This window comes from Sphingobium sp. TomTYG73, assembly GCF_055394245.1.
On record NZ_AP027339.1, the window covers coordinates 1,625,641 to 1,641,408 of the forward strand.

Genomic DNA, 15,768 nt, shown 5'->3' on the forward strand with positions numbered 1-15,768 from the left:
CGATTCTGGCCTTGAGCGGCTGCTCCGAGCCGTGACGGACGCGTGAATATTGGGTTTCCCATCTCATCTCTAATACCCGGTCAATCCGCCAATTCGGGAGTTCCATCCGCTATGGCGTCAGCTAATTGCAGGCCCCGATCGCCCCCGCCCGAACTGCCAGCTAATCCCGTCCGATCGCATGATCCCCGTAGCCGTCCTTCCAATGTTGCGTTCCAATACGTTTCGCCATGGCACAAGCGTGAAATCCCGCGCACGCTCGACCACCGCATACGGCCCATTCTCAAGGTCCAAACGCCGCCCAATGATACCCTCCACTCGCTCGCCCACATTGATCGACTCAAATCGCTTGCCGAGTTCCTTGCCAAGCCTGTCGCCAATATCGCGAAGCTCGCGCAAGCGGAGGGCCTCCAATGCGCCGCGCCGCAACTGGAAAACCTGGCCTTCGCGATCGGCCAATTGCTGTTCGATGAGCTACTGACGCCTGGCCGACATTGCATCGCGTACTTCGCGACCAAAGCCCGCATCGCGGACCGCGCTCGGTGTACCTGATGCCAGTTCGCGATCGAGCCAGGTCGACGCCTCCTTTGCCGCCAGGTCGGCTACAGGTGTTCGCGAGAAGATCGAGACCGCCACCGGCCGGTCATGTTTCTGCCGCTGGACATAGGCCCCGGCACGGGCGAGGTGATCGTCGGGAATGACCCAGCTCCCATCCTCTGATCGCTCCGGCCCGGCCCCCGCCCGCCGCATAGCTTCCAGCCGCCGGACATGGCTCGCGGCATAAGCTTCGCTGGCCTGAGCATCATGCGCCAGGTGAAGATCGACCGAATAGCGTCCACCGTTGGCGCGAGCGACAGCATCGACGGTACGATCCGCCTGCATCACGCTCGCCCTCGTCGGCTCTATCCGCACGGTCGCATTCTCTGGCAACGATGGCGCGCCATCGCCCCGGCCAATGTCTATATAATGGACCCGGCCATCGACGCCGTCGAGCATCGCATAATGACGGTCGCGATGCTCGTCGGAGAAGCCCCGCTGGATCAATCGCCCGACAATCGGCTCGCGAAGCTCGGTCGTCACCACCTGTTCGACACCCGAGCGATCAAGGCGGCGTGCCGTCAACTCGCGCTGCATGAGGCGGATGATGTCGCCGCGCTCTCCCATGCGCCGCAGCGTGTCCTCCATTCCATCGACCAGTTGATAGCGCCCGCCGCCGATATCTTCGGCAAGTTCCATCGCCTTCAATTTGCGAAGCCGGCCGGCCGCCACCGATTGCTGGAAAGGGTCGTTGTCGGCGGGCGATACGATACGATCGGCATCCATCCGCCGCAGCAGGCGACGATCGATCGCGGTCAACCGCTCCTGATCGACGTCGTGACGCAGGCGGGCCTCGATTTCGTGATCGGTTCGCGGCCCCAGGTCGAGCGTCACCAGTTCGGACGCGCGCTCGCGCAGGCCGTGTGAAATATATTCGCGGGCGATGATGAGATTATCGCCGCGATCATCGATGCCGCGCAGCACGATATGCGTGTGCGGTCGCTCGGTGTCGAAGTGATCCATCGCGACCCAGTCGAGCTTGGTGCCGAGGTCCTGTTCGACCTGAGTCATGAGCCGCCGGACATAGGGCTTGAGGTCGGGATATTCTGCCCCATCTTCTGCAGAGATTATGAAGCGGAATTGGTGGCGATCACCAGCCGCGCGCTTCAGGAAATCGTCGCCATCCGCGCGGTCGGTCGCGGGACCATAGAGCTCCCCCGGCAAGCCCTCGCGCGTGACGCCGTCGCGCTGGATGTAGCGCATAGGGCACGGGCTGCCTGGCCAGCCTTGCCACCGAGCCGGATGAGGCTCGCCTTCACCACCGCGCGGCGTCCGCGGAAACCGCCCAACCTGTCGCGACTGGCGAGAAGCCGTCCCATGCTCGCGCCCCGGCCCATCCGACTGCCATCAAAGCGCCGCGACCTTTTGCCTGTCTTGTTACCAGCCAGCCGCGTCGCCGCGAGGATGCGCCCGCCATATTTGACGGTGCGCTTGCCATCATTGCCCCGCATCCTGCCGAGCCTGGGCGTGAGGTCGTCGTCAGACATGGTAACGCCGCCCCATCTCGCGAATTCGGCCAGAAACTGGCGGATTTCCGCCGTTCCCGCCCGTCCTGCCTCTCGAAGTCAGGGCACGATCTCGTGAAAAAAGGATGTGCAGACAAACACTTAAGCCGGGTCGCGAGACACTGCCTTTATCTTGTTTCCCCTTACCCCCTCTCTCGACACCCCCTCGGCTCGAAAAAAGGGGAGAGACGGCGCCGGTTCGACGCCGCCTCTCCCCGCCGGCCAATGCGTCCTTAGCGCGCACCAGCCATAGCCTTTCGAGCAGCGTCGCGACTGTGGCAAATGCGCTTCGCAATCGTTCCATGCGGCATTCCCTCGCCATCCACGAGGATGATGGCCATGAACCAGCGGCCATCCAGCCGACCCCAGATCGCGATCCGGTCGAGCTCCAGATCATCCTCGCCAAGGCCCTCATAGGAACCCAGCCAACGCTCCTCGCCGCGCCCATCCCAGTGGAAATCGCTCTCCTCCGCGTCCAGGAAGCGCTGCGCCAGTGCTTCTCCCGCACCCGTCCCAGCTCGATTTCAAGTCCTGCTACCAGCGTTGCTACGACGCTGTCCGACGCCGTTCCGATGCCCTGAACCATGCCCATGATGACCTCCTTGCACTTCGTCCTCACCATCGAGAACGGCGTCCGGGGGACGGGTGGCGGGGCGGCTGTCAGGGCCGCGGCGCGTAGCGCGGCGCCGCGAAGCGGACGCGGGGGGAACCGATTTGCGCAGCAAATTGGGGGGCGCCCGCGGGCCTTGATAGGCGCTTCGCCACCCGTCATGCTGGGTCTGTCGAGACGAGCCTCCACCCTCTCCTGGACATGCGGCATCACTTCAATTTCCCTTGCGACAGAGCGACAAAGATCGGGCTTGGCGATGGTGCGCCGACGGCGGCGGCCGGGGCCAATCCGCCGCCCTTTTGTATGGCGAACAGCGGCTCGACCGGTGGTGATGCCGTCGCACTGACCCCGCCCATCTGCCGCTCCGGCGCCACGCTTGCGAGATAGCCGATGGTCTCGCCCGGCAGCGGACGGCGGCCCGCAAGATGTTCGGCATAGCGCCCCGGCCCGGCATTATAGGCGGCGAACAGGCCGGGATATCCGAACCGTTCATGCATCAGCCGCAGATAGAAGGTGCCGGCGAGGATGTTGTCGCGGGGCTCGTCGGGATCGTCGCCAAGTCCCAGCCGGACGCGCATTTCCGTCCAGGTTGCAGGCATGAGTTGCATGAGACCTATGGCGCCAGCGGAAGAGCGGATGGGTCGGCCGTTCCAGCGAGTCTGCCCACCGCTTTCGGCGCGCATGACCCGCTCGATCCAAACGGTGGGGATGCCGAACCGCAGCGATGCCTCGCGGATATAAGGCTGCCATGTGGCGACCGATTCAGCTTTGGCAGGCGTCGCTAGGGCGAGCGCCAGCAGGATGATGGCGCGTTTCAACGGCGCCACAGGAGCGTCGCCTTCCCGATCACATCGTCGCCATCGGTCGGCCCGAAATAGCGGCCGTCGAAGGAGGCCGGACTGTCCATCAGTAGGAAAAGCTGTCGTCCCCGCAGCACCATGCAACCGCTCCACCAGGGCATCGGGAGACCAGCGGCATCAGCTGCGCAGCGGCTCGCAATCCATCGCCCGTTGAGAAAGATGTCCTCGGCCAGCGCGCAGACCTTATCGCCCGCATAGGCCACGGCGCGCTTCACCAACGGCACGTTCATCGGGAGGTAGCGACGGGACGCACCGAGCAGCCGATAGTGCTTGGGCACGCGAGCGATGACCATGTCACCCGGCTCCACCACGGCGCCGGGTTCTACCCTGTAGAGTCCGATCGGCGCGCTGGCGCTCGCATTCCAGACGAGGCGCGGCGTGGACGGAAGCGCGGCGGAAAGGAGGGGGATGAGAGTGCCAGCACCAACGCACAAGATGCGCCCGCGCAATCGAACGTGCCTCCGCTTTTCCGTCCGCAAGGTCTCGCCCCAGGCAAGCAACGGCGCATCAGCGGCAGGGCTGCGACGGCGGCTCACGCGCCCAGCTCCCGCGCCGAATGCTCGGCGGACCAGCTGTCGAGATCATCGATATGATATTGGACGAAACGGCAATGGCGGCGGAAGACCGGCCCCTTGCCGTCGCGGCGCAGGCGTTTGAGCAGACGGCTCGAGATCTTGAGATAGGCGGCGGCCTGGTCTGTATTGAGGAAGGGCGAGCCGCGTTTCGCGCGGTTCGCGCGGGCAATGTCATCGTTGGTATCCATGGGGCGCTATCCTGTCTGACGGGATCGCAACGGCGCGATCGCGGCACCCAGGATGCGGACAGGGACATCTCGGCATCAGTGTCGAAAACCACTCCGACATTTTCAACACCCCGGGAGAAAAGAGGCTCCGCGCCGAATCTGGCGCGGAGCCTCTTCATTTCAACGGGACCAGATGAGCTTGTGCTCGCCCTCGTCGCCCTGGGTGAGGGGCGCGTAGATGGGCGCGGGGAAGGACGGGTCGTCGAGCTTGAGGCTCAGATATTCCGCGCCGGTCTCGCGCGCCGCCTTGGTCCAGCCCGCGCCGAACTCGACGCCACCGGCGCTGACGCGATGGTCCGGAGCCTTGTCATGCTCGCGCTCGACAGGCCGGATCGTGGCCTTGACGCGAAGGGTGAGCGTGCGGATTTCGCCAGTATAGACGCCGTCCTCGTTGCGGGTGAAGCTGCCGATCTGCGCCATGAAAGTCTCCTTCTGCTTGCTCGAATGCCGCCCCATGCGGCCTCGATGGCAGTCGATGAGGCGATGGCACGACGCCGCGCACCCCTGGGCCGAAGCGCCAGCGAAGGGCGGCCGGAGCCGGTTTTCTTGGTTCGCGAGGAAGCCCGTAAGGGCGGGGAAGAAAGCCGACGAAGCCGTTGCGCGGACAAGCCGTGCCGGCGCCAGACCTGCCATGAAAGAGAGGCCGGTGCGGCATTGCCACCAGCACGCGAGGATCTTTGGACAGGATCGGAACGCAGGATTTCGCCCAGCGACGATCGATATCGGAGGCGATATCCAAGCCCTCCTTGACTCGGATGCCCCGGCTCTCCCCTAGCGCTCGACGAGCTTCCGGTTCATCAGCAGGACGGTCGCACAGGCCGGGCGACCATATTTGCCGGTGCCGCACACCATGGTCATGTTGACGACGTCAGCGTCCGCTGGAGCCGGCAGTTCACAAACAAGGGGCTCACCTGCCTGAGCGCCACTGTTCTACAATTGTATAGCTAATCTTCAAATCGACTGGGTGAGCCGAATATTTAGTTGACCTTATTCATATTCCCCGCTTGATCGCAAAGGCCTTTTTAACCAACGATATATATCGCACGAAGGCATCAAAGGGGATTCTTTATGCGATCAGACGCCGCCAACCTGCTCGCCCGGCTCGGGCGCAGGGATTTCAGATACCGTGAATTCACCGACAATTTTGCGGATATGGAGCTCTGGCCCATATTCGAAGCCCTGCTGACAGACGATCGCGTTGTAGGCAAACCCGTTTCCGCGCTCGCAGCCCGCAGCGTCGAAGATGTGCTTCCCACAGTCAAGGCGGCACCAGCAAAACCGGCAGTGTCACAGTCGGACGCAGGTATTTTCGGCGGCTATTCTTCCAGTCGACAGAATACATCCTCAGACGAAACGAAAAACGACCTGCGGTCCTTTTTCCAGCGCATCTCCGACAATGATGAAGGGGGCCGCGCCTGATGCCCCTGATCCTCTGTCATTCCCCCAAAGGCGGAACCGGAACGAGTTTCATCGCGGCTCATCTCTCGATGCATCTCGCGCGGAAGGGGCATGATGTCGCTGCAATCGATTTTACCTATCAGGACACGCTCAAGCTGTTTTTCGGCCTGCTTCCAACGCAGGCACTTGCCGAATTTCATGGCGGCGGATCAGCCCTTGCTGTCGCGGGAGTAGAACTTTTCTCCGCTTATCGCCTCAGCAGGGAGCCTGATTTCATCGAGGCGCTCCGTCATGGCAAATCGCCGTTCCGCTCGGGCAAGGTCTACGTTGCCGACGTTGCGGCGGGTGATCGGGAAACCAAGGATCTTTTGCTCCCACATACGGACCTGCATGTCTGCACGCTGCTACCGCAACCTGTCTCCCTTGCGGCGCTCAGCAAGGTACAGGCGGGTGTTCCTACCATCGAGTTGAGTAGTACCGCCTTCATCCTCAACCAGCTGGATGACACGCACCGCTTCTCGCGGCACACGCATATTTTCCTGCGCGAACTGGTCGGCGACCGGCTCGTGGGTACGGTCAGGCGAGACGAGGCCGTGAACGAGGCGGCCGCCATGTTCGAACCGATCAGCAAATATGCTCCCGCCAGTGCAGCTCTGGCCGATATCCGGGCAGTCGCCCAGCATATCGAGGCCAGGCTGGGGCTTAACGCCAATGCGGAACAGCTGTCATGAAGCTGCTGTCCTCGCCTATCGCCAAATGGGGCATCTCAGTTTTCGCGGCCCTGCTGGTTCTGCTGGTTATCGGCGTGCCGCTGGACCTCCAGGCCCAATGGCTATTCAGTGGCATTACGATTGGCGGTGCGTTGATACTCGGCCGATCCCGCACGCGGAAAGCGACCCTTGCGCTCGGCCTCCTGTCGATCCTAGTGTCTACCCGTTACATGTTCTGGCGTACGACGCAGACGCTGGAATTCGGCACACCGCTGGAATTCCTGCTCGGCGCTGGCCTTTACCTGGCGGAAATCTACGCCTGGATCATCCTGCTGCTTGGCTTCCTGCAGACCAGCTGGCCGCTTCATCGCCCGGTCGTAGAGCTTCAGGGGGAACCTTCGCAATGGCCCACGATCGACGTCTTCATCCCCACCTATAATGAAAGTCTCACCATCGTGCGTAACACGGTGTTCGCGGCGCTGGACATGGACTATCCCGCTGATCGCTTCAGGGTTTTCATTCTGGACGATGGTCGCCGACCCGAGTTCCGCGCCTTTGCCCGGCAGGTCGGCTGCGGATATCTGACCCGGCCTGACAATCTGCACGCCAAGGCAGGCAATCTGAATGCCGCCATGAAGAAGACTGCGGGCGAACTGATAGCTGTGTTCGACTGCGACCATGTACCGACACGCGCTTTCCTGCAAATGACGGCCGGCTGGTTCCAGAAAGACTCCAGGCTCGCTCTCATGCAGACGCCGCACCATTTCTATTCCCCCGATCCGGCGCAGCGCAACCTGCGTACAGTAGAGGACCTCCCCGGTGAGGGAGACCTGTTTTATGGCAGTGTCCAGCAGGGTAACGATCTGTGGAACGCGGCCTTCTTTTGCGGTTCCTGCGCCATCATCCGGCGTGAGGCGCTCATGGAGACCAATGGGTTCGCTGGTGAAACAGTGACTGAGGACGCCCACACGGCGCTCAAGCTCCAGCGCATGGGGTGGAACACTGCCTTCATCAGTGCCCGCCTCTCCGCAGGTCTCGCGACGGAACGTCTGGTGCTGCATATCGGCCAGCGCATACGATGGGCACGCGGGATGACCCAGATCCTGCGGATCGAAAATCCACTGCTGGGGCCAGGCCTCAAATGGCAGCAACGGCTCTGTTATCTGAATGCGATGCTGCATTTCCAGTTTCCGCTGCCGCGCATCGTGTTCCTGACGAGCCCGCTCGCCTATCTCATCTTCGGGCAGAATATCATCCACGCCTCTGCATCGCTGATTTTCGCTTATGCAGCGCCCCACCTTTACTGTTCGATGGTGTCGGGTGCGCGGTCGCAAGGCGGTGACCGGCGCCCGTTCTGGGGCGAGATCTATGAAACGATCCTTGCCTTCCATCTGGTGCCGGCAACTGTCTTCACGCTGTTCAATCCCCGCAAGGGCAAGTTCAACGTCACCGACAAGGGAAGCCTTCTGGATCGCACCTATTTCGATCTGGGGACGGTGAAACCTCACTTGCTCTGCATCGCGCTGATGCTCTTTGGCATCGCACTGGGCGTGGTGAAGCTGATTTTCTTTCCGCACCTTTTCAACATCCAGGCCGATACCCTGTTGTTGAACGGAGCATGGGCGCTGTTCAGCCTCATTATCCTGCTGGCCGCTGTGTCCGTCGCTCGGGAGACAAAGCAGGCGCGCGAATTCATTCGCATCGAAACTCAGGTTCCGGTCACCATCTATGTCCAGGATGGGCATGTTTTTGATGCCGTCACAATCGACCTGTCGATGGGCGGCGCCGCCATACGCCTGCCGCAGGACATATCTTTGCGCGACCGGGTCGTCACGCACATCTCGCTGCCCATGGGTGACGAGAAGCTGACATTACCTGTCGATACCATTCGAATTGAACATGGGGAGGCGTTTCTGCGTTTTCAGCCGCTTGATATGACGCTGTCCCGGCATCTTGTCCGGGCCATTCTCGGCCGTGCCGATGCCTGGGAACCGGTCGCCCCGCAACCTCCGGTCTCTGGCCTCAGGTCCTTGTGGGACATCATCGTCGTCGATCTTACGACACTCAAACGGCTGTTTCGTCTGAACAGGACCGAACGCCGGAATGTGAAGCGCACGGCTGCAATGACCGGGCTAAAGGCTTCCGCCATCCTGCTGGCGACCGGCGCTCTCATGAGCGGCACACCGCAAGCGGCCAAAGCTGCTCCGACTCCCGCTCCCGCCGCAAGCGTGAGCACGGCGTCAGCGAGTGGAACCCGGCAGCAGCGGCTGACCTTCCGCGATCTTCAGGTAAAGTCGCCCATCCGCCTCGAAGGCACGAGGGGCGAAATCGGCATTCCTTTCGGCATGCGGCGTAGCGACGTGGTGACGAACGCCACATTGAGGCTGAATCTGGCCTGGTCGCCGGCCATGATCGGCGACCTCAGCCAGTTGGTCATCTTGCTGAACGGCGAGGTTGTGCAGGTGGTCCCGCTTCGCTCCAGTGATGCACGAGGGCAGATTCTGAACATCCCGGTCAACCCGGCACTGTTCCTGCCGGGCGACAACCGCCTCAACCTGCGCCTGCTCGGACATTACACGCGCGATTGCGAGGACCCGTTCCATAGTTCGCTATGGGCCAACATCAGCAATGTCCGCTCCTGGTTTGACCTTAGCGTCCAGAGCCTGCCGCTCACGCCCGACCTGTCACGCCTTCCGAGTCCCTTTTTCGATCGGAACGACAATCTGCCTCTCCGCCTACCCTTCGTATTCGCTGGCAGGCCCAGCAACGGGGAACTGGAGGCAGCCGCCAGTGCGGCGTCATGGTTTGGGGGACTGGCAAGCTATCGCGGCTTTTCATTCAAACCGATGTTCAACCAGCTTCCCCAGGGAAATGCGGTCGTCTTCCTGTTGGGCAATCGGCCCGTGGGGGGCATAGCGATGCAGGTCCGCGGGCCATCGGTTGCCGTCATCCGGAACCCGCGCGACACCTTTGGCAACCTCCTCGTCATCATGGGCCGCAACACGCAGGAACTGAAGCTTGCGGCGGCGGCCGTGGCCAGCGGGCGCGGAGTATTCGGCGGCTCACAGATGGCATTCGACAATGTGCGCATCCCTGCACATGGCCGTTATTCTGCTCCGCGCTGGATCGACACGAACCGGCCCGTACGTCTGGGTGAACTCACCGACAGTTATGCCTTGCAAGGTCTGGGGCTGCCGCCGGGGCCGCTTAGCGCGCGCTTCCGCATCGCGCCCGATCTGTTCTTCTGGCCTCGTCAGGGCGGTAGGCTGGACCTGCAATATCGTTATCCGACAGCAGACTGGCTGGACAAGCGGGGATCACGCCTCGATGTGTCGATCAACAATCAGTATCTGCGCACCCTGCCCCTCGCCGGTGGCGATTTGTGGGACCAGGTCTTCCGCGGTCGCGGGCCATCATCGCAGGACAGCAAGGCTTCGCTCGTGCTGCCGCGTTATAATCTGTTCGGCCAGAATGAGTTGGTGTTCGACTATAATCTGATCCTGGCGAACAAGAAGAAGTGCGAAGGCACATTGCCGGAAAATGTCCGCGTCAGCATCAGCCCGACCAGCACCATTGACTTCAGCCATGCCTATCATGCGTTGCAGATGCCGGACCTCGCGACCTTCGCGGGGGCGGGCTATCCCTTCACGATCCGGCCCGATCTGGCGGAAACGGCCGTTATCATGCCGCACGGGGCCACTGCGAGCACCATCGAGGCATTTTTGGCCATGATGGGCCGCTTTGCTGACTCGACCGGCCTCCCCGCTACCCGCGTCACGGTGATGGACAGGATCGACCCGAGCGCCTTGGAGGGGAAGGACATATTGATAATTGGCGCCAGCAGTGTCGCAGGGTCGGGCCAATTGTTCGGCAACGCCCCGGTTCGCTTCAGCGATGGCGCACTCCAGGTGGCTGAGCGGTCCCCATTCCAGAACGCCCAGAATTTCTTCTCGCTCGGCGACCGATCCAATCCTGAAGATGCGCAGCAGGTTATCTATAACGCACGTGGATTTTCCGGCATTGTGGGCTTCCGCTCCCCGTTCGACAGCGACCGCAGTGTAGTCGCTTTGCTCGCGGACGACCCTAATGCCTTGCCGCAGCTGGTGAACGGCATGGCCGATACGAAGATCAATGCACAGATCCAGGGTGACCTTGCCGTCACCGATGGTGAAGGTATGACCAGCTTCGCGGTCGGACCTACCTATTGGGTGGGCTCCCTGCCCGTCTGGATGCGTATCGCCTACTGGTTCAGCCTGCGACCGATCCTCATGGCGGCCAGCGGCCTGCTGCTGGCATTGCTTCTCGCAGGCCCTGCATATCTCTATTTCAATTCACAGGCCAAACGCCGCCTCGAAGGGGCTGACGAGGCATGACCGGAGCGATAACGATGCGAAAATTCCTTGTCGCTGCCCTGCTTGCATCAACCGTCACGCCCACCATCGCCGTTGCGGAGGTGCCCGGTGTCGCCGCGCTGATTCAACAGGGCCGCTATTGGCGGGCGAAGGGGCGAAATGACTTGGCAGACCAGGCCTTTCGCAGGGCGTTGGTACTCGATCCTGTCAATAGCGAAGCGAGACACGGGCTGAGTGGCGCGCAATCGCGCCCCGCCAGGCCGCCAGCGGCAAAAACCGGGGCCAAACCAGGGTCCCGACCTGCCCCGGAATTGACACGACCGGCGCAGGCCGCGCGATCCGCCCCGCCCCGCCCTGCCCCAGCCGACCGCGGCGGCGACGCCCGCGCCGCGGGTTTCAAGGCTTTGGACAAGGGTAATCTGGGCGAAGCCGCGACATCTTTCGAACGAGCCCTGGGCCGCAACAGCAACGATGCCGACGCGCTAGGCGGCCTCGGAATCGTACGACTGCGTCAGAACCGTTTTGCCGAGGCCCGCGACCTGCTTGAACAGGCTTCACGCCGGGGGACGCCGTCCAAATGGGTTGAGGCTCTCGCCTCATCGCGCTTCTATGCCGATTTGGGTGAAGCCCAGGCGGCCCTGTCCGAAGGACGGCTCGGGGAAGCGCAGGCAAAAGCCGAAGGGTTGGTCAGGTCTGGCTTTTCCGATCGACAGCCTGCTTTTGAGCTGCTCGCCAATATATACGAGCGGCAGGGGCGCTATGCCGACGCCGCAGATATTTTGAGACAGGCATCGGGCAGTGCTGGAAGTGAACAGTCCGAGCTTCGACTGAAGAGCCGGGCGGCTCGGGGACGGGCGCTCGCTGCAATCGGGCGCGGCGACGAAGTCACTGCCGAACAGGAGTTTCAATCCGGCCTGCTCCTCGATCAAAATGATCCCTGGATTCGGTATGAATATGCGCATTTCATGATCGACCGCGGTCGGGTGTCAGACGCTGACGCCTTGTTGCGGTCACTATCGTCTTCATCCAGCCCGGACGCACTCTACGCAGCCGCTCTCCTCAATAATTCGCTCAAGCGCTTCAGCGCGGCCGAAGCATTGGTGGATCGCATCCCCGACGATCAGCGCACCTCGCAGATGCGGAACTTCGCCATGGGGTTGAAGGCGGATCAGGCCATCCAGAGGGCGCGGGATATCGGCGCGATGGGCCGTCAGGCCGAAGCACGCGCCGCACTGAATCAGTTAAGCGGAACGGCAGGATTGTCTGCGGCCAAACAAGCGGCGATCGCCGACGCGCTGTATGATCTGGGCGATACGAGCGGTGCAGCCCAACTCGCGGAGCAAGCGCTTTCCGGTGAGATCAGCGACGTCGAAGGGTATGAGCCTATTGTTCGCGTACTTGCAAAGACAGGACGGGATGACCTCGCGGCAACAGCGTTGCAACGCGCCAGCCAGTTCGCAAGTTCGTCCGCCGATGGTCAGCGCACACTCGCTCGTATCAACGGAGGCATGGCCGCGGCGCAGGCAGACCGGCTCAGGCTGGCGCAGCAATATGCACCTGCTTTCGACCTGCTCCAGTCCGCCTGGAATGCAGCACCAGGAAATCGCGAAGTCCTGTCGGCGCTTGCCCGGCTTTATCAATCAGGTGGCATGCCCGCCCGCGCGGCCCAAAGCTACCAGCTGATCCTGGCGCAGTCGCCCAGGGATCGTGAAGCGCAACTGGGCCTGATCGAGACAGCGGGGGCTGCGGGTGACCGGGCACTTGCCGCTCAAGCGGTCGAACGCGCGATCCAAACCTGGCCGGACGACCATGAAGTCTACATGGTCGCAGCGCGGATGGAACAGGCACGCGGGAATGAAAGCGGGGCAGTCCGCTATCTCAAACGCGCTCGGGAAATCTATGCCCGGCAGATGGGCGGCAGCCATGTCCAACTGACAGCCAGCAACCCCTTCGGAAGCATCGGCGGGACAAGCGGCAGCATGGGTAGCAATCCATTCCGTTCGCAGGCGTTTGCTCCCGCCCCTCAACCGGTCAATCCCTTTGCACTTGAAGGCGGCGCACGCTTGCCTTCCTATCAGGCCGCACCGGGCTATGCGGCAACTACGCGCCTGCCTGCAGGTACTGCTGCGATCGGCAGTCCTGCAGCTTTTGACGATAGAGGCTACGCTTCCAGCGTTCCGACGATGGCGCAAGGCGGAGTCATGGGAGATCCTGTCCTTGCCCGACTGGAATCCGACATCCGCACGCTAGCGGGCGAGAGTGGCCCACGCGCTGACGTCGAAACCGGATACCGTCAACGTTCCGGCGAACCTGGGCTGAGCGAGCTGAAGGAAATCACTGGATCGGCAAGCATATCGACAGGCGTCGGTAACGGCCGCCTTTCAGTAAAGGCGGAGGCAGTGGTGCTGGATGCCGGGGCACCGAGCGCGTCGGGCGCGGCACGCTTTGGCGGCAATGGAATAGCGGAGGCGGCAGCGATCGCCGGCCAGGTCGCCTCGCGCAATATCGGCGTTGATGCGCAACACGCTGCGGGCGTCGCCCTGTCGGCATCCTACAAGAGCCCTCTGGTGGAGCTGGAAGCAGGTGTCACTCCGCTTGGCTTCGGCAATACGAGAGCGACCTGGCGCGCTGCGGTCACGCCACGCTTTTCCTCCACGGCGTCGGCGAAGCTATGGTTTGAACGGCAGCCGGTAAAAGACAGCATCATTTCCTATGCAGGCGCCCGTAACCCGGCGACCGATGCCAGGCTGGTCGAGGCGACAAGCGCGATCGTCATGGCCGCAGGCGCGCGCGACCCTGTAACCGGGCAGCGACTGCTGGATGTCCCCGGACTTTTCGGCCCCTACGGCATGGGAGAGCGATGGGGACAGGTCATGAAGACGGGCGGCGGCCTGTCCTTCAGCTACGACCGCAACGGCAACGGCTTTTATGGCGACGGCAGCTTTCACCGCTACCGCGGTGAAAATGTCCGTCGCAACTACGGCATCCAGCTGAACGCGGGCGGCTATATGCGTTTCTATCAGGGTGACAATTCATCCCTGACTGGCGGCATCAACGTCAACTATCAGGATTTTGATAACAACCAGAATTTCTTCACTTATGGCCATGGCGGCTATTTCAGCCCGCAAAGCTTCATCAGCGTCAGTTTCCCCGTGCGTTACGCCTATGACGACAGCCGTTGGGAAGTGAGGGGGAATTTCGCCCCAGGTTATCAAAGCTACGATCAGGAAGCCGCGAACCTCTATCCTACCAGCGACGCCGCGCAGGGGCTGCTTAACAATCTGAAACCCCTGAACAGTGATGTGCGTTCAACCTACGACGCCATCAGCAAAACCGGCTTTGCCCTCTCTGCCGACAGCGCCATTTACTATCGCGTAAGCCCTTCCATGCGAGTGGGGGGACAAATGGGAATCAATACGTTCGGCAACTATGATGAATTCCGGTCCTTGATCGGCATTCGCCAATCACTTGGAGGTGGGCAGTGAATAACGCGACGCGGCAACTGATGCCAGTTGACAGTGCCTCGGCCGATCCAAAGGGCCTGGCACTGCTCGTCGCTATGATTGCCGCCGAGATATGGAGCACGGCGACGCCTGCTCAGGCCCATAACTTTTACCTGGCCGTCGGGCGGAAACTCGCCGCTGCAGAGCCGATGGAAGACGCAGCCGATCTGACCTTATTGGCGACACGCGTCAACAAGCTTTGGTCGGCGCTTGACTGGGGTCATGTCATTTTCTGCATGGAAGAGGAAGGCATAGCTATCCGGCATCAGGGCCTGCCACCTGCACTGGATGGCGATGTCGAAGGGCTGTGGGCTGAGATCATCTCTGCGGTGCTCGAAGGCGCTTATGACAGCTGGTTCCGGACACTCGGCAGCGGCGCGGCGCTGATGACCCGGCGGGTAGATTTCAATGGCGGCACACTGGATCTATGGCATGGCCGTTGATCGAAGGTTTTTTTCGCTTACTGCTTTGGCGGCGCTGACCATATCCTGCGCCAGAGCTGGCGGGCGACCGCCGTTGTCGAACAGCTGGTGGCCCCGTTTCAAATCCGCCTTCCTCGATCCGTCCGGCCGCGTCCTGGACAACGGCAATGGGGGAATCAGTCACAGCGAAGGCCAGGGCTATGGTCTATGGCTGGCGCTGACTGCGAATGATCGTGACGCCTTCGAGAAAATGCGCCGTTGGACCGAAGCCACCCTCGCCCGACGCGACGTGGCGCTCTACTCCTGGCGATACGATCCGCGCCAGGAAAATCCGGTGGCAGACCGTAACAATGCAACAGATGGCGACATCTTTATCGCCTGGGCTCTGGGCCGTGCAGGTGAGCAGTGGCAGGACGCCGCTCTGACTGCACGAGCCGAGGAAATCAGGGCTGCCATTCTCTCTCATCTGGTAATCGAGCGATTTGGTCGGCGCCTTCTCCTGCCCGGCATCGACGGCTTTTCCTCACCCAATGTCGTGACGGTCAACCCCTCCTATTTCGTCTGGCCGGCATTCGACCAGTTCCGGCGGCTGGATGGTGAAGCCGTCTGGGGAGACGTGATCCGCGACAGTGAAAAGCTGCTGGCAGCGGCGCGCTTTGGCCGGCGCCGCCTACCCACGGACTGGATCGATGTAACCGCGAACGCGGCGATCGCGCCTGCGGCAGCCAAGCCGCCTCGGTTCGGCTTCGACGCTGTACGCCTGCCTCTTTATGCACAGGCGGGAGGCAGGCAGCAGTTGGTCAGGCCGATCATTGATTGTTGGCGGGGCTACGTCCGTGCAGGACGAGCCATTCCCGCCTGGATCGACATTCAAACGGGACAAGAGGCCGACTTCGCGCTCTCACCTGGGGGCATGACGATCGCCAACCGCGCGCTTGGAATGCCTGCGTCCCTGCCGTTATCGACCGATTATTATGCAGCAGCGCTGCAGATGCTGTCGCAGTCACTTTGA

General features: G+C 62.0%; 11 protein-coding genes and 1 pseudogene. 7 read left to right on the plus strand and 5 right to left on the minus strand.

Annotation, left to right across the window (positions count from 1 at the left end; all coding sequences use genetic code 11):
* Window positions 1-117: 117 nt before the first annotated feature.
* Window positions 118-1,797, minus strand: a pseudogene (locus ACZ5TH_RS08215) (DUF3363 domain-containing protein).
* A gap of 604 nt (window positions 1,798-2,401) precedes the next feature.
* On the opposite strand from ACZ5TH_RS08215, the gene ACZ5TH_RS08220 reads away from it, so the two are divergent.
* Window positions 2,402-2,680 carry a hypothetical protein gene (locus tag ACZ5TH_RS08220; RefSeq protein WP_464793569.1) on the plus strand — a complete coding sequence of 93 codons (279 nt, stop codon included), beginning with the start codon at window positions 2,402-2,404 and terminating at the stop codon, window positions 2,678-2,680.
* 238 nt (window positions 2,681-2,918) lie between these two features.
* Here ACZ5TH_RS08220 and ACZ5TH_RS08225 read toward each other — a convergent pair whose 3' ends face one another.
* The 4 genes from ACZ5TH_RS08225 to ACZ5TH_RS08240 form a co-directional block, all read right to left on the minus strand.
* Window positions 2,919-3,536 carry a lytic transglycosylase domain-containing protein gene (locus tag ACZ5TH_RS08225; protein ID WP_464793570.1) on the minus strand — a complete coding sequence of 206 codons (618 nt, stop codon included), beginning with the start codon at window positions 3,534-3,536 and terminating at the stop codon, window positions 2,919-2,921.
* The gene (locus ACZ5TH_RS08230) at window positions 3,524-4,105 is read right to left on the minus strand and encodes a S26 family signal peptidase (protein ID WP_464793571.1); all 582 of its coding nucleotides are present in this window, start codon (window positions 4,103-4,105) and stop codon (window positions 3,524-3,526) included. Before ACZ5TH_RS08230 ends, ACZ5TH_RS08225 begins: the two co-directional genes overlap by 13 nt.
* A complete protein-coding gene (locus ACZ5TH_RS08235) occupies window positions 4,102-4,332 on the minus strand; it encodes a helix-turn-helix domain-containing protein (protein WP_464793572.1) in 231 nt (76 codons plus the stop codon). The genes ACZ5TH_RS08230 and ACZ5TH_RS08235 overlap by 4 nt, the downstream gene beginning before the upstream one ends.
* A 159-nt stretch (window positions 4,333-4,491) precedes the next feature.
* Window positions 4,492-4,791 carry a DUF736 domain-containing protein gene (locus ACZ5TH_RS08240; protein WP_464795079.1) on the minus strand — a complete coding sequence of 100 codons (300 nt, stop codon included), beginning with the start codon at window positions 4,789-4,791 and terminating at the stop codon, window positions 4,492-4,494.
* Window positions 4,792-5,439: 648 nt separating this feature from the next.
* Between ACZ5TH_RS08240 and ACZ5TH_RS08245 the strand changes: the two genes are divergently transcribed.
* From ACZ5TH_RS08245 to ACZ5TH_RS08270, 6 genes are read left to right on the plus strand one after another with little or no spacing between them, the layout of a single operon-like run.
* Window positions 5,440-5,790 (plus strand): hypothetical protein, encoded by a 351-nt coding sequence (locus tag ACZ5TH_RS08245; protein ID WP_460986345.1) that lies wholly within the window; start codon window positions 5,440-5,442, stop codon window positions 5,788-5,790.
* Window positions 5,790-6,500, plus strand: a complete 711-nt coding sequence (locus ACZ5TH_RS08250; protein WP_460986346.1) for a cellulose synthase operon protein YhjQ/BcsQ — start codon at window positions 5,790-5,792, stop codon at window positions 6,498-6,500. The genes ACZ5TH_RS08245 and ACZ5TH_RS08250 overlap by 1 nt, the downstream gene beginning before the upstream one ends.
* Window positions 6,497-10,852 (plus strand): UDP-forming cellulose synthase catalytic subunit, encoded by a 4,356-nt coding sequence (bcsA, locus tag ACZ5TH_RS08255; RefSeq protein ID WP_464793573.1) that lies wholly within the window; start codon window positions 6,497-6,499, stop codon window positions 10,850-10,852. Before ACZ5TH_RS08250 ends, bcsA begins: the two co-directional genes overlap by 4 nt.
* On the plus strand, window positions 10,849-14,316 hold the full coding sequence (locus ACZ5TH_RS08260; RefSeq protein ID WP_464793574.1) for a cellulose synthase subunit BcsC-related outer membrane protein: 3,468 nt from the start codon (window positions 10,849-10,851) through the stop codon (window positions 14,314-14,316). Before bcsA ends, ACZ5TH_RS08260 begins: the two co-directional genes overlap by 4 nt.
* A 20-nt stretch (window positions 14,317-14,336) precedes the next feature.
* On the plus strand, window positions 14,337-14,777 hold the full coding sequence (gene bcsD, locus ACZ5TH_RS08265; protein ID WP_464793575.1) for a cellulose biosynthesis protein BcsD: 441 nt from the start codon (window positions 14,337-14,339) through the stop codon (window positions 14,775-14,777).
* Window positions 14,767-15,768, plus strand: coding sequence for a glycosyl hydrolase family 8 (locus ACZ5TH_RS08270; protein WP_464793576.1), 1,002 nt, complete (start codon window positions 14,767-14,769; stop codon window positions 15,766-15,768). The genes bcsD and ACZ5TH_RS08270 overlap by 11 nt, the downstream gene beginning before the upstream one ends.

Coding starts and splice junctions, on each gene's coding strand:
- ACZ5TH_RS08270 (WP_464793576.1), top strand. CDS start 14,767: ATGGCCGTTGATCGAAGGTTTTTTTCGCTTACTGCTTTGGCGGCGCTG.
- ACZ5TH_RS08220 (WP_464793569.1), top strand. CDS start 2,402: ATGCGGCATTCCCTCGCCATCCACGAGGATGATGGCCATGAACCAGCG.
- ACZ5TH_RS08245 (WP_460986345.1), top strand. CDS start 5,440: ATGCGATCAGACGCCGCCAACCTGCTCGCCCGGCTCGGGCGCAGGGAT.
- ACZ5TH_RS08250 (WP_460986346.1), top strand. CDS start 5,790: ATGCCCCTGATCCTCTGTCATTCCCCCAAAGGCGGAACCGGAACGAGT.
- bcsD (WP_464793575.1), top strand. CDS start 14,337: ATGCCAGTTGACAGTGCCTCGGCCGATCCAAAGGGCCTGGCACTGCTC.
- bcsA (WP_464793573.1), top strand. CDS start 6,497: ATGAAGCTGCTGTCCTCGCCTATCGCCAAATGGGGCATCTCAGTTTTC.
- ACZ5TH_RS08240 (WP_464795079.1), bottom strand. CDS start 4,791: ATGGCGCAGATCGGCAGCTTCACCCGCAACGAGGACGGCGTCTATACT.
- ACZ5TH_RS08235 (WP_464793572.1), bottom strand. CDS start 4,332: ATGGATACCAACGATGACATTGCCCGCGCGAACCGCGCGAAACGCGGC.
- ACZ5TH_RS08260 (WP_464793574.1), top strand. CDS start 10,849: ATGACCGGAGCGATAACGATGCGAAAATTCCTTGTCGCTGCCCTGCTT.